18 protein-coding genes and 2 pseudogenes are annotated in these 23070 nt (G+C 64.4%); 9 read left to right on the forward strand and 11 right to left on the reverse strand.

Annotation, left to right across the window (positions count from 1 at the left end; all coding sequences use genetic code 11):
* Positions 1 to 66: 66 nt before the first annotated feature.
* From ACSKB9_RS22610 to ACSKB9_RS22620, 3 genes are all read right to left on the reverse strand, one after another.
* Positions 67 to 747 carry a response regulator gene (locus ACSKB9_RS22610; protein WP_016843264.1) on the reverse strand — a complete coding sequence of 227 codons (681 nt, stop codon included), beginning with the start codon at positions 745 to 747 and terminating at the stop codon, positions 67 to 69.
* A gap of 134 nt (positions 748 to 881) precedes the next feature.
* Positions 882 to 2012 carry a c-type cytochrome gene (locus ACSKB9_RS22615; RefSeq protein ID WP_438075856.1) on the reverse strand — a complete coding sequence of 377 codons (1131 nt, stop codon included), beginning with the start codon at positions 2010 to 2012 and terminating at the stop codon, positions 882 to 884.
* A gap of 98 nt (positions 2013 to 2110) precedes the next feature.
* Positions 2111 to 3826 (reverse strand): PQQ-dependent dehydrogenase, methanol/ethanol family, encoded by a 1716-nt coding sequence (locus tag ACSKB9_RS22620; RefSeq protein WP_438075858.1) that lies wholly within the window; start codon positions 3824 to 3826, stop codon positions 2111 to 2113.
* A 404-nt stretch (positions 3827 to 4230) separates the two neighbouring features.
* Here ACSKB9_RS22620 and ACSKB9_RS22625 point away from each other — a divergent pair, with 404 nt between their 5' ends.
* The 4 genes from ACSKB9_RS22625 to ACSKB9_RS22640 all read left to right on the forward strand — a co-directional run bounded on the left by ACSKB9_RS22625 (position 4231) and on the right by ACSKB9_RS22640 (position 9307).
* Entirely contained in the window at positions 4231 to 4716 is a 486-nt protein-coding gene (locus ACSKB9_RS22625) for a (2Fe-2S)-binding protein (RefSeq protein ID WP_028335209.1), read from the forward strand.
* Between the two features lie 91 nt (positions 4717 to 4807).
* Positions 4808 to 7147, forward strand: coding sequence for a xanthine dehydrogenase family protein molybdopterin-binding subunit (locus ACSKB9_RS22630; RefSeq protein WP_438075860.1), 2340 nt, complete (start codon positions 4808 to 4810; stop codon positions 7145 to 7147).
* A 13-nt stretch (positions 7148 to 7160) separates the two neighbouring features.
* On the forward strand, positions 7161 to 7961 hold the full coding sequence (locus ACSKB9_RS22635; RefSeq protein ID WP_438075862.1) for an FAD binding domain-containing protein: 801 nt from the start codon (positions 7161 to 7163) through the stop codon (positions 7959 to 7961).
* A 233-nt stretch (positions 7962 to 8194) separates the two neighbouring features.
* A complete protein-coding gene (locus tag ACSKB9_RS22640) occupies positions 8195 to 9307 on the forward strand; it encodes a CaiB/BaiF CoA transferase family protein (protein WP_438075864.1) in 1113 nt (370 codons plus the stop codon).
* A gap of 178 nt (positions 9308 to 9485) precedes the next feature.
* Here the strand turns inward: ACSKB9_RS22640 and hppD are convergent, their stop codons facing one another.
* Complete coding sequence (gene hppD / locus ACSKB9_RS22645) at positions 9486 to 10604, reverse strand: 4-hydroxyphenylpyruvate dioxygenase (protein ID WP_438075866.1); 1119 nt, start codon at positions 10602 to 10604, stop codon at positions 9486 to 9488.
* Between the two features lie 122 nt (positions 10605 to 10726).
* On the opposite strand from hppD, the gene ACSKB9_RS22650 reads away from it, so the two are divergent.
* Together ACSKB9_RS22650 and ACSKB9_RS22655 are read left to right on the forward strand one after the other, a co-directional pair.
* Positions 10727 to 11203 (forward strand): Lrp/AsnC family transcriptional regulator, encoded by a 477-nt coding sequence (locus tag ACSKB9_RS22650; RefSeq protein WP_438075868.1) that lies wholly within the window; start codon positions 10727 to 10729, stop codon positions 11201 to 11203.
* A gap of 81 nt (positions 11204 to 11284) precedes the next feature.
* Positions 11285 to 11596 (forward strand): DUF1272 domain-containing protein, encoded by a 312-nt coding sequence (locus ACSKB9_RS22655; protein WP_438075870.1) that lies wholly within the window; start codon positions 11285 to 11287, stop codon positions 11594 to 11596.
* 107 nt (positions 11597 to 11703) lie between these two features.
* Here the strand turns inward: ACSKB9_RS22655 and fahA are convergent, their stop codons facing one another.
* The 5 genes and pseudogenes from fahA to ACSKB9_RS22680 form a co-directional block, all read right to left on the reverse strand.
* Complete coding sequence (gene fahA, locus ACSKB9_RS22660) at positions 11704 to 12975, reverse strand: fumarylacetoacetase (RefSeq protein ID WP_438075872.1); 1272 nt, start codon at positions 12973 to 12975, stop codon at positions 11704 to 11706.
* A 107-nt stretch (positions 12976 to 13082) separates the two neighbouring features.
* Positions 13083 to 14429 carry a homogentisate 1,2-dioxygenase gene (gene hmgA / locus ACSKB9_RS22665; protein WP_438075874.1) on the reverse strand — a complete coding sequence of 449 codons (1347 nt, stop codon included), beginning with the start codon at positions 14427 to 14429 and terminating at the stop codon, positions 13083 to 13085.
* Between the two features lie 2 nt (positions 14430 to 14431).
* The gene (locus ACSKB9_RS22670; RefSeq protein ID WP_438075876.1) at positions 14432 to 15385 is read right to left on the reverse strand and encodes an MBL fold metallo-hydrolase; all 954 of its coding nucleotides are present in this window, start codon (positions 15383 to 15385) and stop codon (positions 14432 to 14434) included.
* A 28-nt stretch (positions 15386 to 15413) separates the two neighbouring features.
* Entirely contained in the window at positions 15414 to 15647 is a 234-nt protein-coding gene (locus ACSKB9_RS22675) for a DUF2783 domain-containing protein (protein ID WP_438075878.1), read from the reverse strand.
* A 9-nt stretch (positions 15648 to 15656) separates the two neighbouring features.
* A pseudogene (locus tag ACSKB9_RS22680) lies at positions 15657 to 17315 on the reverse strand (FAD-dependent oxidoreductase); the annotation flags it as partial.
* Between the two features lie 139 nt (positions 17316 to 17454).
* Between ACSKB9_RS22680 and ACSKB9_RS22685 the strand changes: the two are divergent.
* Positions 17455 to 18015: a MarR family winged helix-turn-helix transcriptional regulator gene (locus tag ACSKB9_RS22685; protein ID WP_438075880.1), complete on the forward strand. Its 561-nt coding sequence runs from the start codon at positions 17455 to 17457 to the stop codon at positions 18013 to 18015.
* A gap of 310 nt (positions 18016 to 18325) precedes the next feature.
* Here the strand turns inward: ACSKB9_RS22685 and ACSKB9_RS22690 are convergent, their stop codons facing one another.
* The gene (locus ACSKB9_RS22690) at positions 18326 to 19312 is read right to left on the reverse strand and encodes an NAD(P)-dependent oxidoreductase (protein ID WP_438080347.1); all 987 of its coding nucleotides are present in this window, start codon (positions 19310 to 19312) and stop codon (positions 18326 to 18328) included.
* The gene (locus ACSKB9_RS22695) at positions 19297 to 20103 is read right to left on the reverse strand and encodes an N-acyl homoserine lactonase family protein (protein WP_438075882.1); all 807 of its coding nucleotides are present in this window, start codon (positions 20101 to 20103) and stop codon (positions 19297 to 19299) included. Before ACSKB9_RS22695 ends, ACSKB9_RS22690 begins: the two co-directional genes overlap by 16 nt.
* Positions 20104 to 20490: 387 nt before the next feature.
* Between ACSKB9_RS22695 and ACSKB9_RS22700 the strand changes: the two are divergent.
* Both ACSKB9_RS22700 and ACSKB9_RS22705 read left to right on the forward strand, forming a co-directional pair.
* Positions 20491 to 22049: pseudogene (locus ACSKB9_RS22700) on the forward strand (caspase family protein).
* A 139-nt stretch (positions 22050 to 22188) separates the two neighbouring features.
* Positions 22189 to 22839 (forward strand): OmpA family protein, encoded by a 651-nt coding sequence (locus ACSKB9_RS22705; RefSeq protein WP_438075884.1) that lies wholly within the window; start codon positions 22189 to 22191, stop codon positions 22837 to 22839.
* Positions 22840 to 23070: the final 231 nt, after the last annotated feature.

The raw sequence follows: 23070 nt of genomic DNA on the forward strand, positions 1-23070 counted from the left end.
GCTTTATGAATGCGAAGTTCGTGAAAGTGGCTGCCGCGAAATCGCACGAACTTCGCATTCAGCACACTAGGGCGCCTTCTCCGCCTTTGCGCCCGAGCAGGCCTCCGGGACCGGAAGCGGAATCTTGCCGAGCTCGATGATCGCCTTGTTGCGGCTGAACAGCTTCAGCTTGCGCAGGATCTCGGTGACATGCGCCTTCACGGTGGATTCCGCGAGCTTGAGCTCGGCGGCGATCTCGCGGTTCTGCAGGCCGCGGATGATCAGATGGAGCACGCGGATCTGCTGCGGCGTCAACTTCTGAATGCGCTCGCGCAGCGTCCGCGCCGTCTCGGACTGTTCCAGCGCACCGACCGCGACGAAATCCCGCGGCGCCGAGACCGACCCGCTCAGCACACGCGCGATCGCCTGCGAGAGCTCGCCGAGCGAGGTCGACTTCGGCAGATAGCCGACCGCGCCCATCTCGAGCGCCTCGCGGATGGTATGCTTGTCCTCTTCGCTCGAAACGATGGCGATCGGCAGCCGCGGATAGCGATCCCTGATCTTCTGAAAGCCGGAGAAGCCGACCACGTCGGGCAGCAGCAGATCGAGCAGCGCCAGGTCGATATTCGGCTCGCTGGCGAGAATGCCAAGCGCCCCCTTGATCGAGGTGGCCTCATAGATCCGGGCATCGGGATGCGAGATGCGAATGGCGTTGCCAAGCGCCTCCCCGAACAGGGGGTGATCGTCGATGATCAGGAACCCCATCATGAGGACCCTCGCACTGCTCAAGCCTCCGTTCCGATTGGATCGGAACGGGGCTCTCGATTCATGTTCTGACGCGTTTTCTTCACGCGAACCGGTATCCACTTCGCTCGAAAACGCTCCTATGCGAATCCCAGCTTCTAGTTCGATCCGCCGGTATCCTGCACGCTCTGCAGATAGACATATACGTTTCTGAGCTCGTCGTCGTTGAAGACGTCCTTCCAGGCCGGCATGCCCTTGGCTGGCCGCCCGTCATGGACCGTCTTCCAGAAAGTCGATTCCATATCGTCAGCATAGCGCTTCTTGAGCAGCCTGAGATCGATCTTTCGCTCGGCCTGCACCGCGTCCGGGCCGTGGCAATGCGCGCAGGTTCCGTTAAAGACCTCGCGCCCGGCGGTGGCATCCCCTTTGGCATCGCCGGCGGTCGCGGCGGTCTGAACCGGTTTCTCGGCCGCGGCCGCCTGCCCGACCGTGACGGGCTCGCTGGCGCCGACGGACGACGTCGTCGCCCGGTCGGCCTGTCCGAACTTCACCGGGGCGCCGTTCGGCACGCCATATTTGGCAAACAGAGCGGAAATCTCCGGCTGCAGCGACGGCAGCACGCCGTCGACTTCATCGCGCAGCGCGCCGGACGCCTTGGCGAAACCGATCGCGGTCGCCCAGAGCAGGCCGTCGCCCTCGGTCGACACGATCTGATATTTGTCGCCGTAGCTGGTCTTGTTGAGCCAACCCGCCACCGGCGCCCAGATGAAGGCGATGTCGACCTTGCCCTGTTCGAGCGCCGCCATGCCCTCCTCCGGGCTGAGCACGGTCACCTTCTGGACGTCGTCGCGCAGCGCGAGCAGGTTCTGCGGCGTCGATTGATACTGCACCGCAACCCGCAATCCCCTGAGGTCGTCGACGCCGGCAAGCTTGCGATCCTTGCTGCCGACCAGCGCGTAGCCTTCATGGGCGATCGGTTTCGAGAAGATCACCGCCGGGCCCATGAAATCGTCGATCAAAGGCAGGCCGACCATGGCGTCGCACTGCTTGCTGAGCAGCGTCTCCCGCACCGTGCGCTTGCCGAAATAGGACTTGTACCAATTGGTGCTCACCGTGCGGCCGAGCTTCTGCGCCACCGCCTGGCCGATTTCGAGATAGAGACCGGGCTTGCCCGGGTCGTCGCTCGAGAACGGCAGGTTGGTCGGGTCGGCGCAGAGCCGCAGCGGCGGTTTTGTCTCGTCGGCACCGGCCGCCAGGGCCGGCACCATAAGCAGGGCGGAGAGCAGCACGGTCCGGATTGCATGTTCCAACCGCGTGTTGCGCGAGGGGGTGCGCAGTTCGTTTCGGGCGATGCAAGACACGGACAATGCTGCCTCCTTGACGATCGTTACTGCAGGGCGAACACGAACAGCGAGCCGCCTTCGGGCGCCGCGGCGACCATCTTCTTGCCGATGTCACCGAGGAAGGCCGGCAGCGCCGCGGTGCGTCCGACCACGATCGCGACATACTGCTTGCCGTCGACCGAATAGGTCACGGGACCTGCGCCGATGCCGCTGCCGAGGTTCTTGCTCCACAGCACCTTGCCGTTCTTGGCATCGATGGCGCGGAAGTCGCCATGCAGATTGCCGGAGAACACCAAATTGCCGCCGGTCGTCAGCGTGCCGCCGTTGAAGGGCAGGTCTTCCTTGATGCTCCACACCTTCTTGTTGGCGATCGGATCCCAGGCCACGAGTTCGCCGAGGAAGCCGCCGGGGCCCGGCTTGGTCGGGAATTCGGCGCCGAGATAGAACACGCCGCGCTTGTAGTTCACGTCAGAGACCGACCAGTCCATGCAGACATTGTTGCTCGGGATGTAGACGAGGCCGGTCTGCGGGTTGAACGACATCGGCTGCCAGTTCTTGCCGCCGATCAGGTTCGGGCAGATGTCCTTGGCGGGATGGCCCGGGCCCGGACGCTTGTCCGGATCCTCTTCCGCCCGCATCGTGTTGATGTCCCACTTCTTGGCCCAGTTGGCGAAGACGTATTTCTCGGCGGAGATCATCTTGCCGGTCTCGCGGTTGGCCACGAAGAAGAAGCCGTTGCGGTCCGCCTTCATCAGCACGGGCGTCTCGGTGCCCTTGATCTTGAGGTCGGCGAGCAGCAGCTCGTTGACGCCGTCATAGTCCCAGGCGTCGGCCGGCGTGCCCTGGATGTGCCACTTGATCTTGCCGGTGTTGGGATCGATCGCCAGCGTCGAGGCCGTGTAGAGGTTGGTCAGCTTGCCGAAATTGCCGTCGCCGGTGGAGCGCACTGCGGTATTCCACGGCCCCGGATTGCTGGTACCCCAGTAGACCGTGTCGGACTTGGCGTCATAGGAGCCGACCAGCCAGGCGGCGCCGCCGCCATGCAGCCCGGTGTCGCCCTTCCAGGTCTCGCTGCCGGGCTCGCCCGGCGCCGGCACCGTGTAGGTCTGCCAGAGCAGCTTGCCATCCTTGAGCGAAAAGGCCTGCAACGCGCCGCGGACGCCATATTCGCCGCCGCCGAAACCGGTGATGACCTTGTCGCGGACGACGAGCGGCGGCGAGGTGATGACCGAGCCCTGCTTGTAGTCGACGACCGTCGAGGTCCAGAGCTCCTTGCCGGTCTCGGCGTCGAGCGCGGTCAGCTTGCCGTCGAGCCGGCCGACGAAGATCTTGCCGTCGGCATAGGACACGCCGCGATTGTTGACGTCGCAGCAGGCATATTGGAGCACGTCATCCGGAATGTCGGGCTGCCAGGTCCATTTGCGCGCGCCGGTCGCGGCATCGATCGCATAGACGTATTTCGGGCCCCACGAGGTCGACACATACAGGTTCTTGCCGATCACGACCGGCGACAACTCGTTGGATCGGAGCGAAGCCAGCGACAGCGAATAGACCAGCTGCAGCTTGGCGGCATTCTCGGAATTGATCTGCTTCAACGGGCTGAAACGCGTATTGCCGTAGTCGTGGCCGGCGATCGCCCATCCGTTCGGATCGGATGCCGCTTTCACGACGGAATCATTCGCTTTCGACGCACCAATGCCTGCCAGCACCATGGCGACCAGCGACACGCCGGCAAAGAAAATCCCGCTCCTCAGCTTCATTGGCTTCCTCCAATATGGTTTTGTTGCCGCGATGGATGCATCGCGCGCGCGGATCGCTACCGAATTTCATGAACCAGCGATCTTGTGCCGCTGCGTCGGCGATGAAAATGACAGCAACGCTTATGCGTCGTTATAGGCGGAAGGTAGTAGCGATCGCGGCGACGATTTTGGCGTGCGGCGAGCACCGTCAGTTTGCCGAAAACCGCTTGCGCTGCCGGGCAATTTCGTCGCGCCGGAGCACGCCGCCGGCTGCTTGCAAATTGCCCATTGAACGGCCGCCTGCTAGGATCGCAGGCACTGCCCGGCGCCTTCATGACAGGGTCGCGACTACGACTTTGATCGCGGTTACGACCCACATGAAGCGTGGTCTACTGGGCCCATAACGAAGCTAGTGGGAGAAACGCGTGTCTACAGTCAAACTGACGGTAAACGGCAAGGCGGTCTCGGTCGACGTTGAGGACCGAACCCTCCTCGTGCACCTCTTGCGCGAAAACCTGAACCTCACTGGCACCCATGTCGGCTGCGATACCAGCCAATGCGGCGCCTGCGTCGTCCATGTCGATGGACGGGCGGTCAAGTCCTGCACCATGCTGGCCGGCCAGGCCGCGGGCTGCAACGTCACCACGATCGAAGGCCTCGCCAAGGGCGACGAGCTGCACCCGATGCAGGCGGCGTTCCGCGACAATCATGGCCTGCAGTGCGGCTATTGCACCCCCGGTATGATCATGTCCGCGGTCGACATCGTGCACCGGCATGGCGGCAAGCTCGACGAGGAAACGGTTCGCCACGAGCTCGAAGGCAACATCTGCCGCTGCACCGGCTACCACAACATCGTCAAGGCAGTGCTCGACGCTGCCGGCCGCATGAAGGTTGCGCAGGCCGCCGAATAGCGCGCCACGCACCGCGTACGATCAAGCTCACCACCGCCGGTCTCGATGGAAACGGCGGCAAATCGAAATCTCCGGTCGGGAGGACTAGACAATGGGTGTTGAAGGAATTGGCGCACGTGTCGTGCGCAAGGAAGATCGCCGGTTCATCACCGGACAGGGACGTTACGTCGACGACGTCAAAATGGTCGGCATGAGCTACGCTCACTTCATCCGCAGCCCGCATGCGCATGCCAAGGTCAAGGGCATCGATTCAGCCGAGGCCATGAAGATGCCCGGCGTGATCGCAGTGCTGACCGGACAGCAGATCGTCGACGACAAGGTCGGCAATTTGATCTGCGGCTGGGCCATCACCTCGAAGGACGGCTCGCCGATGAAAATGGGCGCGTGGCCGGCGATGGCGCCGGAGACCGTGCGCTTTGTCGGACAGGCGGTCGCGGTCGTGATCGCCGAGACCAAGAACCAGGCCAGGGACGCCGCCGAAGCGGTCGTCGTCAACTACGAAGAACTTCCCGCGGTGCCTGACATCAAGGCCGCGATCAAGCCGGGCGCCGCCCAGCTTCATCCCGAAGCTCCCGGCAACATCGTGTATGACTGGCATCTCGGCGACGAAGCCGCAGTCAAGGATGCCTTCAGCAAGGCGGCCAATGTGGTGACGCTCGACCTCACCAATAACCGCCTGGTGCCGAATGCGATGGAGCCGCGCGCGGCGATCGCGCATTACGACGAGGCCGAAGAGCACTACACGCTCTACACCACGTCGCAGAACCCGCACGTCGCCCGCCTCGTGCTGTCGGCGTTCTACAACATCGCACCCGAGCACAAGCTGCGCGTCATCGCGCCTGACGTCGGCGGCGGCTTCGGCTCCAAGATCTACATCTATCCGGAAGAGATGGTGGCGCTGTGGGCCTCGAAGAAGGTCAACCGTCCGGTGAAGTGGACCGGTGACCGCTCGGAAGCCTTCCTCACCGACGCGCATGGCCGCGACCATGTCTCGAAGGCGGAGATGGCGTTCGACAAGGACAACAAGATCCTTGGCCTCCGGGTGAAGACCCACGCCAATTTCGGCGCCTATATGTCGCTGTTCTCCTCGGCGGTCCCGACCTATCTCTACGCGACGCTGCTGTCGGGCCAGTACGTGATTCCGTCGATCTACGCCGAGGTGATCGGCGTCTACACCAACACCACACCGGTCGACGCCTATCGCGGCGCCGGCCGCCCCGAGGCGAGCTATCTGATCGAGCGAATGATGGAGACGGCGGCGCGGCAGTTGAAGGTCGATCCGACCGAGCTGCGCAAGAAGAACTTCATCACCCAGTTCCCGTATCAGACGCCTGTGATCATGGCGTATGATATCGGCGACTTCCACGCTTCGATCGATGCCGCGATGAAGGCGATCGATTATGCCGGCTTCCCGGCCCGCAAGGCCAAGGCGAAGGCCGACGGCAAGCTGCGCGGCATCGGCATCTCCTGCTACATCGAGGCCTGCGGCATCGCCCCATCGAAGGCCGTCGGCAGTCTCGGTGCCGGCGTCGGCCTGTGGGAGTCGGCTGAGATCCGCGTCAACCCGGTCGGCACCATCGAGGTGCTCACCGGTTCGCACAGCCACGGCCAGGGCCACGAAACGACGTTCTGCCAGATCATCGCAGAGCGGCTCGGCGTGCCGATCAGCCAGGTCTCGATCGTCCATGGCGACACCGACAAGGTGCAGTTCGGCATGGGTACCTACGGCTCGCGCTCGCTCGCGGTCGGCGGTACGGCGATCGTGAAGGCGATGGAGAAGGTCGAGGCCAAGGCCAAGAAGATCGCGGCGCATGCGCTCGAGGCGTCCGAGAGCGACATCGTGATCGAGAACGGCGAGTTCAAGGTCACCGGCACCGACAAGTCGATCGCGCTGCCGATGGTCGCGCTCGCCGCCTACACCGCACATAATTTGCCCGATGGCATGGAGCCCGGCCTGAAGGAGACGGCGTTCTACGACCCGACCAACTTCACCTTCCCGGCCGGCGCCTATATCTGCGAGCTCGAGGTCGATCCGGGCACCGGCAAGACCTCCTTCGTCAACTTCGTCGCAGCCGACGATTTCGGCCGGCTGATCAACCCGATGATCGTCGAGGGCCAGGTCCATGGCGGTCTTGCGCAGGGCATCGGCCAGGCACTGCTCGAAGGTGTGGTCTATGACGGCACCGGTCAGCTCATGACCGCGTCCTTCATGGACTACACCATGCCGCGCGCGGACGACCTGCCCTCGTTCCAGCTCTCCCACACCACGACGCTGTGTCCGGGCAACCCGCTCGGCGTCAAGGGCTGTGGCGAAGCCGGCGCGATCGGCGCCTCGGCTGCCGTGATCAATGCGATCACGGACGCCATCGGGAACAACAAGCTGGAAATGCCGGCGACGCCCGATCGCGTCTGGCACGCCATTCACGGTTGAGGGAGGAAGAGCCATGTACGAGACAAATTATCACCGCGCTTCCTCGGTCGCTGACGCCGCCGCAACCTTCGCCAAGGGCGCGGAATCAAAATTCCTCGCCGGCGGACAGACCCTGCTTCCGGTGATGAAGCAGCGTCTTGCCGCGCCTTCCGACGTGATCGACCTCTCCAAGGTGCAGGAGATGATCGGCATCGAGGTGTCGGGCGACACCGTCACCATCAAGGCTGCTACGCCGCATTACGATGTGGCGCAAAACGATGCGGTGCAGAAGGCGATCCCGGCGCTCGCCAATCTGGCGTCGATGATCGGCGATCCTGCCGTGCGCTATCGCGGCACGATCGGCGGCTCGCTCGCCAACAACGACCCGGCGGCGGACTATCCGGCGGCGGTGCTGGCGCTCGGCGCGACGGTCAAAACCAACAAGCGGTCGATCGCGGCGGATGATTTCTTCAAGGGCCTGTTCACGACGGCGCTCGAGGATGGCGAGATCATCACCGCCGTGTCGTTCCCGATCCCGGCCAAGGCGGGCTACGCGAAGTTTCCGAACCCGGCCTCGCGCTTCGCGCTGACCGGCGTGTTCGTCGCCAGGACCAAAGCCGGCGACGTCCGCGTCGCCGCGACCGGTGCGTCGCAGAGCGGCGTCATGCGGGTCGCGCCGATCGAGCAGGCGCTGAAGGCAAACTGGGCGGCCTCGGCGCTCGACAGCGTGACGATCCCGGCGAGCGGCCTGCTCGCCGACATCCACGGCTCGGCGGATTACCGCGCCAACTTGATCAAGGTGATGGGACAGCGGGCGGTCGCGGCCGCGGGCTGATAGCGCCTAAACACAAGTCCAGAACGGCGCGCAGTGATGCGCGCCGTTCGCGTTTTTACCGGCGGCACAGGACAAAAGGTGCTTGCCACATCCGGCTTTAGGCGAGACAATTTAGCTAATCAGCTAATTAGAAATGCCGTCCCACGGACGGCTGGGAGAACGCATGAAGTTCGGCACCAAGCCAGCCGTGACATCTCAGCCGCCTAGCGCCCCGCAACCAACGGAAGAACAACGTGCTCGATAAACCTGCCTCCCAGACCGCCGCCCGCACCTCGGGCCCGCTCGCCGGCTTCCGCATCGTCGAATTCGCCGGCATCGGTCCCGGCCCGTTCGCCTGCATGCTGCTCGCCGACATGGGCGCCGAGGTCATCACGCTCGATCGGGTCGGCGCCGGCAAGAATCTGAAGGCGGTCGCAACCCGCGGCCGCAAGGTCATCGAGCTCGACCTCAAGAACAAGGCGGCGATTGCTGAAGTGCTCGACCTGCTCGGCCACGCCGACGCGCTGATCGAGGGCTTTCGTCCCGGCGTGATGGAGCGCCTCGGCCTCGGCCCGGATGTCGTGCTCGCGCGCAATCCAAAGCTGGTCTATGGCCGCATGACCGGCTGGGGCCAGGAAGGCCCGCTGGCGAATGCCGCCGGCCATGACATCAACTACATCTCGATCACGGGCGCGCTGGCCGCGATCGGCACCAAGGAGAAGCCGGTGCCGCCGCTCAACCTGGTCGGCGATTTCGGCGGCGGCGCGCTCTACCTCGTGGTCGGCGTGCTCGCAGCGCTGCTGGAAGCGCAGAAGTCCGGCAAGGGCCAGGTGGTCGATACCGCGATGTGCGACGGCGCGGCCTCGCTGATGTCGATGTTCTACGACATGGCCGCGCAGGGCCGCTGGAGCGGCGGTCGCGACCAGAATTTCCTGGACGGCGGCGCGCATTTCTATGGCGTCTACGAATGCTCCTGCGGCAACTTCATCTCGATCGGCTCGATCGAGCCGCAGTTCTACGCGCTGCTGCGTAAGCACGCCGACCTGATCGACGCCGACTTCGACGCGCAGATGGACCGCAAGGCCTGGCCGGCGCTGAAGGAGAAGCTGACCCGGGTGTTCAAGAGCAAGTCGCGCGCCGACTGGTGCACGATCATGGAAGGCACCGACATCTGCTTCGCGCCGATCCTGACCATGGAGGAAGCCCCCAAGCATCCGCATATGGCGGCACGCCAGGTGTTCGTCGAACGCCACGGCGTCACCCAGCCCGCCCCCGCGCCGCGTTTCTCGCGCACGCCGTCGACGATCCGCGAGCCGGAGCTGGCGAATATTGGCGACGTGATCAGCGCGTGGAAGGCGGGAAAATAGACTAACCGTCGTCGTCCCGGCGAAAGCCGGGACCCATAACCACGACACGCGGTTGTGGCGCGCGGCTTTTTCCGCGGGACGACTACCCGGCACACTCGATAGATTCCGCGGTATGGGTCCCGGCTTTCGCCGGGACGACGCCTTTTGCTGTGTGCTGGCGTGGCGCGCTATGCTGTGCTTAGGCCGCGTGATCGACCTTCAGCACGCCGCGGCGGATCTGGTCCTCCTCGATCGATTCGAACAGCGCCTTGAAGTTGCCTTCGCCAAAACCATCGTCGCCCTTGCGCTGGATGAACTCGAAGAAGATCGGCCCGATCGCGTTGGCCGAGAAGATCTGCAGCAGCACCTTGGTTTGGCCGCCGTCGACCACGCCCTCGCCGTCGATCAGGATGCCGTTGGTCCTGAGCCGGGCGACGTCCTCGCCATGCTTGGGCAGCCGGGCATCGATCCGCTCGAAATAGGTGTCGGGCGGCGACGGCATGAACGGCAGCCCGTCGGCGCGCAACCTTTCGACCGTCGCGTGGATGTCGCGCGCGCCGCAGGCGATGTGCTGGATGCCCTCGCCGCGATAGACGTTGAGATATTCCTCGATCTGTCCGGAGTCGCCGGCGTCCTCGTTGATCGGAATCCGGATCTTGCCGTCCGGGCTGGTCAGCGCGCGGGAGAACAGGCCGGACGCACGGCCTTCGATGTCGAAGAAGCGAATCTGGCGGAAGTTGAACAGCTTGGCATAGAAGCCGGTCCAGACATCCATGCGGCCGCGATGGACGTTATGGGTGAGGTGATCGACGTAATAAAGGCCCGAGCCCGCGGGGCGCGGGTTGGCCGCACCGAGCCATTCGAACTCGGCATCATAGGCCGAACCCTTGGCGCCGTAGCGGTCGACGAAATAAAGCAGGCTGCCGCCGATGCCCTTGATCGCGGGCACATCGAGCGTCTTCGCTGCGGACGCGACATCCGCCGGCTCGGCCCCGAGCGCGATCGCGCGCTCATAGGCATGCTTGGCGTCGACGACGCGGAACGCCATCGACGGCGCGCAGGGCCCGTGCGCGGCGACGAAGTTGAAGCCGTGGCTATCAGGCTCCTCATTGACGAGATAGTTGATGTCGCCCTGGCGATAGACCGTGATTGCCTTGGTCCGGTGGCGGGCAACCGCGGCGAAGCCCATCAGCTTGAACAGGGCGTGCAACTCGCCGGGATTCGGATGGGCATATTCGACGAACTCGAAGCCGTCGGTGCCCATCGGGTTCTCAGTGCTGATTTCGGCCGGCGGCGCATCGTGCGGAAACGGACCCATGACGGTAACTCCCTGATTTGTCTGTAGATCAGTTTCCGTCACTTGGTGCGCAATGTGCGTGCAAAATAGCCCCGATTCGCTAGTATCGCGCACAATCCGTGCATGAATTGGACATTTTACGCATGACTGAAGTCGACGCTTTCGACCTGAAAATGCTCGCCGCGCTGCAGGACGACGGCCGGCTGACCAACCAGCAGGTCGCCGACCTCGTCGGGCTGTCAGCATCGCAATGCTCGCGGCGGCGGATGCGGCTGGAGGAGGAGAAGGTCATTGCCGGCTACCATGCCGACCTCGCCGGCGAGGCACTCGGCTTCGGCCTGATTGCCTTCATCCACATCACGCTGGCGACCCACTCGCCCGACAACGCCAAACGGTTTCGCGAGCTGGTCAACCGCGTCGACGATATCCAGGAGGCCTACGCACTGACCGGCGATGCCGACTACGTGCTCAAGGTGATGTTGCGCGACCTCAAGAGCCTGTCCGACATCGTCAACAACGTGCTGATGCCGCACCAGAGCGTGGCCCATGTGCGCTCCTCGATCGTGCTCGACCGGCTAAAGGAGAGCACCAAGCTGCCGCTGAAGGCGCTGCAGAGCTGATGGCGTAAATCGAGGGAAATGCGCCATTCGCTTTTGCGGCATGACTTGCGATCATTCCGACAACGGCAAGAGAGACGAACCATGGCGCTGCAGCTGCGACCGAACTGCGAATATTGCGACAAGGACCTGCCACCCAGCGCAACCGACGCGCGGATGTGCTCCTATGAATGCACGTTCTGTGCGGATTGCGCCGAGACCAAGCTCGGCAATGTCTGCCCGAACTGCGGCGGCGGTTTTGCGCCGCGGCCGATCCGCCCGGCCAAGCCGTGGCGGCCGGGTGTCTGCACAGTCAACCAGCCGCCGTCGGACAAGCGGGTGCACCTGAAATACAGCCTCGAGGACTGTGCGGCGCATACCGCGCGCTTAAGGGATATCAGGCCCGAGGAGCGCTAGGACTTTTCGCCGTCATTGCGAGCGGAGCGAAGCAATCCATCGCTCCGCATACGGTGACAGATGGATTGCTTCGTCGCTTCGCTCCTCGCAATGACGAAGAAACAAACTTACTCCGCTGCGATGATCGTGCCTTCGACCTCGCCGAAGCCGACGCGATAGCCGTCGCCCTGGCACCAACCGCGCATCATGAGCGAATCGCCGTCCTCCAGGAACGACCGCGTGAGGCCGCTGGTGAGCTCGACCGGCTCGGTGCCGTTCCAGCTGATTTCCAGGAGACTGCCGCGCTGGTGCTTTTCGGGGCCGGAGATCGTGCCGCTGCCGAGGAGATCTCCGACATTCATCGCGCAGCCGCTCGAGGCATGGTGCACGAGCTGCTGCACCGACGACCAGTACATGTATTTGAAGTTGGTGCTGCAGATCGTCTTCGCCTCGTTCATCGCACCGGCGCGCAAGCTCACGTCGAGCTGCATGTCGTAATTGTTCGGCTGGGTCTGCTTGAGATACGCCAGCGGCTCCGGCTGCTGCGCCGGGCCCTGCATGCGGAACGGCTCCAGCGCCTCGCGCGTCACCACCCACGGGCTGATCGAGGTCGCGAACGCCTTGGCCTGGAACGGGCCGAGCGGAACGTACTCCCACTGCTGGATGTCGCGCGCGCTCCAGTCGTTGAGGATGACGAAGCCGAAGATCATCTCCTCGGCCTGCTTCTCGGTCAGCATCTCGCCCATCGGCGAGGCCTGGCCGACGACCACGCCCATCTCGAGCTCGAAGTCGAGCCGCTTGCAGGCGCCGAAGCTCGGCACCTCGACAGTCGGCGGCTTCAGCTGGCCGCGGGGGCGGCGCACCTTGGTGCCCGATACGACGACAGTCGAGGCGCGGCCGTTATAGCCGATCGGCATATGCAGCCAGTTCGGCTGCAGCGCATTGTCCTTGCCGCGGAACATGACGCCGACATTGGTGGCGTGCTCCTTCGACGAATAGAAATCGGTGTAGCCCGAGACCGCAAACGGCATGTGCAGCCTGACGTCGGCCATCGGCACCAGCGCCCGCGCCCGCAATTCCCTGTTGTCGCGCAGCTCCGGATGATCCGAGTGCAACAGCTCGCTGATCCGCGCCCGCGTCGCCGACCACACTTTCGGCCCGAGCGCCATGAAGGCGTTGAGCGACGGCTGCGAGAACACGCCGAGCGGCCCGACATCGAGCCGCGAGTCCTGCTCGAGCTCCCAGAGGTCGAGCACAAAATCGCCGATCGCAACGCCGACGCGCGGCGCAAGGCCATCCTTCGACGAGAACACGCCGTAGGGCAGGTTCTGGATCGGGAAGTCGGAGGTCGGGGCGACGTCGATGAAGGAGCGAAGCTTTGGGTCGTTGGGGTGGGGCATGGTCTCTCCAATCAAGAAGCCGTCATGCCCGGGCTTGACCCGGGCATCCATCTTCAGAAAGCGCGATGGATCGCCGGGTCAAGCCCGGCGATGACGAGGGACACAAATCACGGCTTGCTCGGGTCGAACTTCTTCTCCAAGCCCTTCCAGCAATCCGAGTAATCGTCCTGCAGCGTCGACGACTTCGCCGCATGTTCGGTCACGCGCTGCGGGAAGCGGGTCTCGAACATGAAGGCCATCGTGCCGGTCAGCTTCACCGGCTTCAGCTCGCTGTTGCTGGCGTGCTCGAAGGCTTCGCGGTCGGGGCCGTGCGGCAACATGCAATTGTGCAAGCTGATGCCGCCGGGCACAAAGCCCTGCGGCTTGGCGTCGTAGACGCCGTAGATCAGGCCCATGAACTCCGACATGATGTTCATGTGGTACCACGGCGGACGGAAGGTGTTGTCGGCCACCATCCAGCGCTCCGGGAAGATCACGAAGTCGATATTCGCGGTGCCCGCGGTCTCCGACGGCGAGGTCAACACCGTGAAGATCGAGGGATCGGGATGATCGAAGGCGATCGCGCCGACCGGCGAGAAGGTACGCAGATCGTATTTGTAGGGCGCGTAATTGCCGTGCCAGGCGACCACGTCGATCGGCGAATGCGGCAGCGTGGTCTTGAACAGCGAGCCGCCCCATTTGACGTAGAGCTCGGTCGGCGTGTCCTTGTCCTCGTAGCTCGCCACCGGCGTCAGGAAGTCGCGCGAATTGGCCAGGCAATTGGCGCCGATCGGGCCGCGCTCCGGCAGCGTGAACGCGCCGCCGTAGTTTTCGCAGAGATAGCCGCGCGCCGGGCCGCCGGGAATTTCGACGCGGAATTTGACGCCGCGCGGGATCACGACGATCTCGCCCGGCTCGGCATCGATCCGGCCGAATTCGGTGACGAAACGCAGATTGCCCTGCTGCAGCACGAACATCATCTCGCCATCGGCATTGTAGAAATGCTGATCGACCATCGATTTGGTGATGAGATAGATGTGTGCGGCCATGCCGGCCTGGGTGTTGGCATCACCCGCCGTGGTCATGGTCTGCACGCCCTGCAGGAAGGTCATGTCCTCCTTCGGGATCGGCGCGGGGTCCCAGCGCAGCTGTGCGATCGGCATGTCGTATTCGTGGCACGGCGCGGTGCGCCACAGCCCGCTATCTGCCTTGGCGAAGCGGCCGGAGTGCCGCACCGACGGGCGGATGCGATAGAGCCACGAGCGCTCGTTGGTGCCGCGCGGCGCCGTGAACGGCGAGCCGGACAATTGCTCGGCATAAAGCCCATAGGCGCAGCGCTGCGGCGAATTGCGCCCCATCGGCAGCGCGCCGGGCAAGGCCTCGGTCTCAAAGCTGTTGCCGAAGCCGGACATGTAGCCCGGGGTGACTTGCCCTGAGCTGCGGACGATCTGATCAGGCGAGGTATTGATGTTCATCGCTATCCTCCTTGCAGGGCGGCCCACATTTCCTGGTCGCGCTTGTCGGTCCAGATCACGGGATCGTCGATCCCCGACGCCTCGTCATAGGCGCGCGAAACGTTGAACGGCAGGCAGTGCTCGTAGATCGCAAACTTCGAGAACTTCGGATCCATCACCTCGCGCGTCGCCGCCATCGATTCCTTCAGGCTGCGGCCCTTGGCGACGGAGGATTCGGCGGCGCCGTAGAGCGTGGTGACGAAATCGCGCGTCATCGCGATCGCATCGCGCCCGGTGGCAAGCCCCTTCAGCGCGTCGCCGCGGCCCGGCGCGATCGCCTTCGGATTGAAGGCGCGGATCTCGTTCAGGGTCGTCGGCCATTCGCGCAAATGCGCATCGCCGCAATAGCAGGCCGAGTGATATTCAATCAGATCGCCGGAGAACATCACCTCGGCATCCGGCACCCAGGCGACGATGTCGCCCGAGGTATGGCCGGCGCCGAGCTGCATCAGCCGCACCTCGCGCTTGCCGAGATAGATCGACATCTCGCCTTTAAAGGTCAGCGTCGGCCAAGTCAGGCCGGGGATGCTCGCGGCATCCTGGAACAGCCGCGGGAAGCGGCCATATTCGGAATCCCAATCCTGCTGGCCGCGCTCCTCGATCAGGCGATAGGTTTCCTGCGAGGCGACGATGCCTTGCGCGTGATAGGCGGAGGCACCGAGCACACGCACCGCATGATAGTGCGACAGCACGACATATTTGATCGGCTTGTCGGTGACGGTCTTGACCCGCTCGATCACCTTGTTGGCCATCGCCGGCGTCGCCTGCGCGTCGAACACCAGGCAGCCGTCGTCGCCGACGATCACGGCGGTGTTGGGATCGCCCTCGGCAGTGAAGGCATAGAGATCGGTGCCGATCTCGGAGAAGGTGACCTTCTTCTCCGAAAGATCCGTGGTCGATGCGAAACCTTTGGCCATCAGTTCAATCCTGTCCGTTTGATCAATGCTATTGTTGTTGCTGTTGCTGTTGTTGCTGCTGGCTGGCGTCCAGCATCCGCCGCTTCGCCAGCGCGATCGCCTCGCGCAGCACGTCGAGATCACCGATATGGTTGGCGAGCACCAGAACCAGCGCAGCATCGAGATCGGCGCTCTGCGCCTCGGTGAGGCCGCGATGGGCCTCGACGATGGCGCGGAAGGCGTCGTCGGGCTTTGCGAAATTCGAACCGGTCGACAGCGCCATGACGAATCCTCACCTCACACCGGCTGCGCGTGCCAGCGCAGCATCGAGCGCCGGCCGTGACGCGTTGCGGAAGCGTGCGGCGACATAGCCGTCCGGCCGCAGCAGATAGGCAGTGCCGGGCTCGGCATCGTAGCGCTTGCCGGCAAGGCCCTGTGCGTCGACCAACCCACCCTCGCCGCCGATCCGGATGCTGCCGACGCCGTCCGGCACATCGGCAACCGCGCCATTGCCAAACTCCAGCAGCGTGAAACGCGTTCCCTGCCTGATGAAAACGTCGGTCAGGTAGGTGGAACCCCCGCCCTGCTCCGTCACCGGCGCATCCAGCATCGAGGCGCCCGGCCGCGGACCGCCGCGCCAATCGTCGCGATCGCCGCTCGACAGCGGCGTATCGTAGACCGACGGCACCGACAGCCGCCCGCCATTGACCATGCGCTTGCCGAACTCGGTATCCTTGGCGAGCGACAGCACCGCCTGGCGCAGCCGTGCTTCCTGTTTCGTCACCGGCGCCATGAAGTCCGTCGAGCGGGTGGACTCGCGGATGTTCTCGTCCGCCGCCGCGCTGCGCTCGATGTGGTAGCTCTCCAGCAAGCCCTCCGGCGACAGCCGGCGCAGCACGCGGTCGAGCTTCCACGCCAGATTCTCGGCGTCCTCAAGCCCGGAATTGGCGCCGCGTGCGCCGAACGGCGAGACCTGGTGGGCGGAATCCCCGGCAAAGATCACCCGGCCGTGGATGAACTTGGCCATCCGGCGGCACTGAAACTTGTAGAGCGAGATCCATTCGAACTCGAACTTGTCATGGCCGAGCATGCGCTCGATCCGCGGCCGGACATTCTCGGGCTGCTTCTCGGCCACCGGATCGGCATCCGGGTTGAGCTGCAGATCGATCCGCCAGATGTCGTCCGGCTGCTTGTGCAGCAGCGCCGAGCGTCCGGCATGGAACGGCGGATCGAACCAGAACCAGCGCTCGGTCGGGAACGCCGCCGTCATCTTGACGTCGGCGATCAGGAACTGGTCCTCGAACACCTGGCCCGCGAACTCCGCGCCGACCATCTGCCGCAGCGAGGAACGAGCACCATCGCAGGCGACCACGAAGGTCGCGTGCACCTGGTAGGAGCCGTCAGGGGTTGCGATGGTCAGCGCAACGCCATCGTTGCGGCTCTCCAGCGCGATCACCTTGTTGCGCCAGCGCAGGTCGATTTCAGGCAGTTGCCCGACCCGGTCGACCAGATAGGCCTCGGCGTAGAACTGCTGCAGGTTGATGAAGGCGGGCCGCTTGTGGCCTTCCTCGGGAAGCAAATTGAACTGGTAGAGCTGCGAGGCGCCGTGGAAGATCTTGCCGACGCTCCACACCACGCCTTTCTCGACCATGCGGTCGCCGACGCCGAGGCGATCCCAGAACTCAAGCGAGCGCTTCGAGAAGCAGATCGCGCGCGAGCCTTCGCCGATCCGGTCGGCATCGTCGAGCAGCACCACGCGCTGGCCGCGCTGCGCGAGATCGATCGCGAGCGACAATCCCACCGGCCCGGCGCCGACCACGACGACGGGATGCTCCGCGACATTGGCGCCCGAGCGCTCCTGGTCGGGATGACGGCGATAGCCGAACTGGGTTTTGGCCTGTGCCGTGTTGGCGTGTGCCATTGCGTGACCCTGGATGTTTCCCTTGCGCCGCGGCCTCTGGCCGCGGTTCTGTGTGACCGGCTTGCGACCGGGACCTTGCGAGCCGGCCGCGACCTTGCTAAATTAGTCTCACTTGCAACTATCTTAAACCCCCAGTCGGGGCTGCCGTCAACTCAAATTGGAGGGATTTTTGGCACGGACCTCTGCAAGCCAGCCTCCAGCCCGGCCGCGCAGTGCCGTGGAAGCGGAGGTGCGCGACACTATCGCGCCGACCAAGAAGCGCCTCGATCTCTTCCATTTCATGCCGTTCCGCCTGAACCGGCTGGCGGCCGAGGTGTCCTCGGCGCTGTCGAGCGAGTATCAGGCGCGCTACGGGCTCGACATTCCGGCGTGGCGCGTGCTCGCAACGCTCGGCTTCCGCAGCGATCCCTGCAGCGCGCAATACATCGCGCACTGCACGCGCACCCATAAATCCACCATCAGCCGCGCCGTGTCGGCGCTGATGGAGCGCGAGATCGTCGAGCGCGTCGAGAACGCCGACGACCGCCGCGAATTCCGCCTGCGACTGACCAAAAACGGCCAGGCTCTCTACGAGGAGCTGATCCCGCGCCTGCTGCGCAAGGAGCAGGAGATATTGTCCTGTCTCTCCGCACAGGAGCGCCGCGACCTCGGCCGCCTGCTCGGCAAGGTCGAGAGCAGCCTCGAACTGGTGCAGACCAGCGAAGAGGCCGACACCAAGGACGTGTATTAGACACGCGCTCCGCTTTGGACACACGCTCCGCTGTCGTCCTGGCGAAAGCCAGGACCCATACGCCGCGGCCGATGTTGTGAACGAGACTCGTCGTCGCAGCGAGCCCAACAAAGGACATTTGTGGTTCTGGGTCCTGGCCTTCGCCAGGACGACGCCGGGGTTGGCATCGCGCCTCGCCCTACGCAGCTTGATCTCTCTGTCATTCCGGGGCGTGCGCAGCACGAGCCCGGAATCCATTCATCCACGAAATGTGCGGCCCGATGGATTCCGGGCTCTCGCTTCGCGAACCCCGGAATGACGACGGGGCGAGCTATGTCCGGTCGATATGCTTGGCGATGACAGGGAAATAATTGTCCTTCGATCCCTTGTCGATCGCTTCCTGCAGCACCGTGCCGATCAGCTCCGCACCGCGGATCTTGATGCCGGCGTCGGCGGCGAGCTCCAGCGCGTAGGACAGATCCTTCAGCGCATATTCGGTCGAGAATGCGCGCTCGGGAAAGACGCCGGGCACGATCGCCTTCATGCCATGGTTGCGCAGCGCAAAGCTGTCGGCCGAGCCCTTCGACAGTGTCTCAAGCAAGAGCTTCGGATCGACGCCGTTGTGCTTCGCCACCGCGACGGCCTCGGCCAGCGCGTTCACGGTCTCGAACAGCACCATGTTGTTGAGGATCTTGGTCACCTGCCCGGCGCCGACGTCACCGCAATTGGTGACATCGGTGGCGAAGCGGCGGATCAAGGGCTCGATCGCGGCATAAAGCGCCGGCACCGCGCCGACCATCACGCTGAGCGTGCCGTCCTGCGCCGCCTGCCGCGTGCGCGCGATCGGTGCGTCGACCCACGCCGCGCCCTTGGCCTGCAACTGCGCGGCGAAATCGCGGGTCTGGCTGACTGAAGACGTGCCGAGATCGACCACGATCTGGCCGCTTCTCGTGTTCTTCAAGATGCCGTCGCCGTCGAACACCGCGCGCACGTGCCTGGCGCTCGGCAAGCAGAGGAACAGCACATCGCTCTGCTTGATGACGTCGGCGACCGACGCTGCAACCTCGGCACCGTCGGCGCGCAACCGCTGCAGCGGTTCGGCCGAGAGGTCGAACACGACAACGCGCTTGCCGCTCTTCTTGACGAGGTTGCGGCAAATCGGCTCACCCATCACGCCGAGGCCGATGAACCCGAGAGTCTTGGTGTCAGTCGTCTTGGTGTCAGTCGTCTTGGTGTCAGTCATATCGCTTCTTTTTGACGTTTCTTGACGTGCTGCAGACGTGCCTCGCCCAACCGGCGAGGCTATTTCGCGAACGATCGCGACGGCGCCAGATGTAGCGCGAACGCGTCGACCTTGTCGCTGGCGCGCGGATAGATCTCGCTGACGATCGGATCGTGACCGGGAATGAAACGGTCGGGATGACCGGCGAGTCGCTCGACGGTCTCCCAGCCCTGCGCCATGTCGCCGACATTGTAGACGATCGGGAACGGGCTGCGCTTGTGCAGGTTCGCATAATAATGCGCGGCATCCGACGCCAGCACGACCGAGCCGCGCGCGGTCTCGATGCGCACCACCTGCAGGCCGTCGGAATGGCCGCCGACGCGATGCACGGTGACCCCAGGCGCGATCTCGCCGTCACCGGAATGGAAGGTGACGCGCTCGCCATAGACGTGGCGCACCATCTGCGTGACGTGCTCGATGGAGAACGGATGGCGCAGCATGCCGTTGCACATGCAGCGGCCGGTCGCGTAGCTCATTTCGCGTTCCTGCAGATGGAATTTGGCGTTCGGGAAGCGATCGAGATTGCCGGCGTGGTCGTAATGAAGGTGAGTGACGACGACATCCTTGATGCTGTCGGCACTGACGCCGAAGCCGGCCAGCGCGTCGACCGGGTTGAGCGTCAGCTTGCGGGCGCGCGCCTTAGCCTCCTCGGCGTTGAAGCCGGTGTCGACCAGGATGTCGCGGCCATGGCCACGCACCACCCAGACGAAATAATCCAGGTCCTGCGCGGTGGTATCGTGCGGATCGGGCACCAGGAAGTTGAGGTGGGGCGTGCGCGGCGACATCGTCGCATAGCGCAGGGCGTAGATCTCGTAGGCGTTTCCCATCGGTTTCGCTCTTGTTTGCAAGGCCTGTTTGAACGGCTTGTCTTTGAATGGCTTGCCGTCCCGAACACAAAGCCATCGCCTCGCGCAAAGGTCAAACCGTGCGGCGTGCGACGAGCGCATGACAGGGTGGCGACAGCCTTCGTGAGTGCAGGCACGTTATCGGCCCGCAGGAACCAGCACCGTGCCGGATGACGATGGCCGCCATGACCGCATGCTGCTGCACTGCGGTCTGGCTGGTATCACCGCGATAAACGATGCTGCCGCAAGCCGTTGACGGGGGCTTGGCCGTGGTTTGATAATGGATTTTCGCTAGAGTAAGGTTCCCGAGGCGCAGGCTGGAAGCGGCGCCATTTCACTGGAATGCCGCGATCTGGATTTGCTGCGATTATGATAATCCGCCTTGCCTTGCTCGCCACGCTGATTTTTTCAATCGCGGCGCCCACTTTGTCCTTTGCCGCCGGCGACCGTTTCGCGCTGGTGATCGGCAACGCCAAATATCCCGACGCCGACGCACCGCTGAAGGAGCCGGTCAACGACGCCCGTGACGTCGCCGACGAGCTGAAGCGCGACGGCTTCACCGTCGAGGTCGGGGAGAACCTGACCGGCGACGGCATGCGCCGCGCGTTCGACCGGCTCTACGGCAAGATCAAGCCGGGCTCGGTCGCCCTGATCTTCTTCTCCGGTTACGGCATCCAGTCGAACCGGCAGAGCTACATGATCCCGATCGATGCGCAGATCTGGGCCGAGGCGGACGTACGCCGCGACGGCTTCAGCCTCGAGACCGTGCTCGGGGAAATCAACAGCCGTGGCGCCGGGGTGAAGATCGCCTTGATCGACGCCTCGCGGCGCAACCCGTTCGAGCGGCGCTTCCGCAGCTTTTCGGCAGGGCTCGCCCCGGTGATCGCGCCGAACGGTACATTGGTGATGTATTCGGCCGCGCTGTCGTCCGTCGTCTCCGACAATGGCAACGACCACAGCCTGTTCGTGCGGGAACTCCTGAAGGAGATCCGCACCCCGACCTGATGGCCGAGGAAACGCTGAACCGCACCCGCGTCGGCGTCACCCGGGCCTCGCGGCAGGAACAGGTGCCGTGGATCTCGTCGTCACTGGCCGAGGATTTCTCGTTCATTCCGGCCGGCGCAGGCGGGCCGTCGAACGCCGCGCCGGCACCCGCCGCGTCGCCGTCACCGGAAGTGGCAGCGGCACCGCCAGTCGCGTCTCCGCCGGCTCCGCCCGCAGCAACGCCGACACCGCCCGCGGCGACCCCGACGCCACCAGCGGCAACAGCGCCGACACCATCACCGGCGCCGCCGACGCCTCCGATTGCGGCAGCGCCGACTGCACCGCCAACCCAGCCCAAGGCGCCCGAGATCACCCTGCCGCCGCCCGCGGCTCCGCCGCCGGTGGTGATCCAGCCCACGCCGGCCCCGAGCAATTCGTCTGTGCTCGCCGATGATCCGACGATCAAGGGCCTGAGCGAAAAGCTGGACAAGAATCCCGACGACGCAGCGGCGCTGTATCGCCGCGGCCAGGTCTATGCCAGCAAGGGGGCCTACGACCTCGCGGTGAAGGACTTCACCAATTCGCTGCGACTGAACCCGAAGGATGTCGAGGCCTATAACAACCGCTGCTGGGTCCGCACCGTGATCGGCGACCTGCAGGCGGCGCTGAAGGACTGCAACGAGGCGCTGCGCCTGCGTCCGAACTTCGTCGATGCACTCGACAGCCGCGGGCTGATGAACCTGAAGGGCGGGCAGAACAAGAACGCGATCGCCGATTTCGACGCCGCGCTAGAGATCAATCCGCGGCTGACCTCGTCGCTGTACGGGCGCGGGCTCGCCAAGCAGCGCAACGGCGCGGTCGCGGAGGGCGATCTCGACATCGCCAACGCCAAGGCGATGGACCCGAACATCGTCAAAGAATTCGCCGACTACGGCGTGCAGTGACAATGGACGAAGGTCTGCCCGCGGCTCGAACCGCTGACGGAATTGAGCGACTAATCAGAGGGTGCGAGCCGGGCGGCGATGCCGGCAATCAATCTGGATAGTCGTTGGAACCGCGTCAGCTTGCGCAGGAGGGACCGAAATGTTCAAGCCGTCGGCAAAGGCCGCGATCGTTTCAATCATGACCGTTGGCGCCGCGCTGTCGTTCGGCATGGCCGTCGCCCGCGCCGGCGACGTCACCGAAGATCAGATCATCAAGGCGCTGACGCCCGAGAAGAAGCCGCTGACCCGCGGCCTTTCGGCCGGCCCGCAGACCACCTCGCCGGAGCTGAACGCCGACCAGGCCAAATTCGTGCAGAGCGTCCGCGGCCGCGCCACCCGCTCGCTGTCCTCGGCGGAACGCGAGGAAATCGCGACCATCGTCCAGGACAAGCCCAAGATCGATCTCGAGATCAACTTCGACTACAACTCCGCCGACATCAGCGCCAAGTCGCTGCCGTCGGTGCAGGCGCTCGGCCGCGCCTTGACCAATCAGGACTTGAAGGGCTCGACCTTCGTGGTCGCCGGCCACACCGACGCCGCCGGCGGCGAGGACTACAATCAGGGCCTCTCGGAACGCCGCGCCGACGCCATCAAGCGCTATCTCGTCGACAAATACGGCATCAACGGCACCGATCTTGTCACCGTCGGCTATGGCAAGAGCAAGCTGAAGGACCCGAGCCACCCGATGGCGGAGGTGAACCGGCGCGTGCAGGTCGTGAACGTGGAAAACAAGGCCACCGCCGCCAAGTGATGGGCGGTGGCGTGGCCCCTTTTTGAGGCTACAATGCGTCCCGCACCCCGGCGGGGCGCATTTGCTTTAGGGCCAATGCTGTTTGGGCCGAGCCCCAATGTGGCATAACAGGTGACCCGCCTCACATGACGTCAGGGCATGATCCGGAACAATGGCACCGGCCTTCCGAATGCCCAGGCAATACGATAGCGAGCATGATGAGACTTCGACCAACACCGATGACGCGCCAAG

The sequence above is a fragment of the Bradyrhizobium sp. BR 1433 genome (assembly GCF_051547665.1).
In the GTDB taxonomy this organism is placed as follows: domain Bacteria; phylum Pseudomonadota; class Alphaproteobacteria; order Rhizobiales; family Xanthobacteraceae; genus Bradyrhizobium; species Bradyrhizobium australafricanum.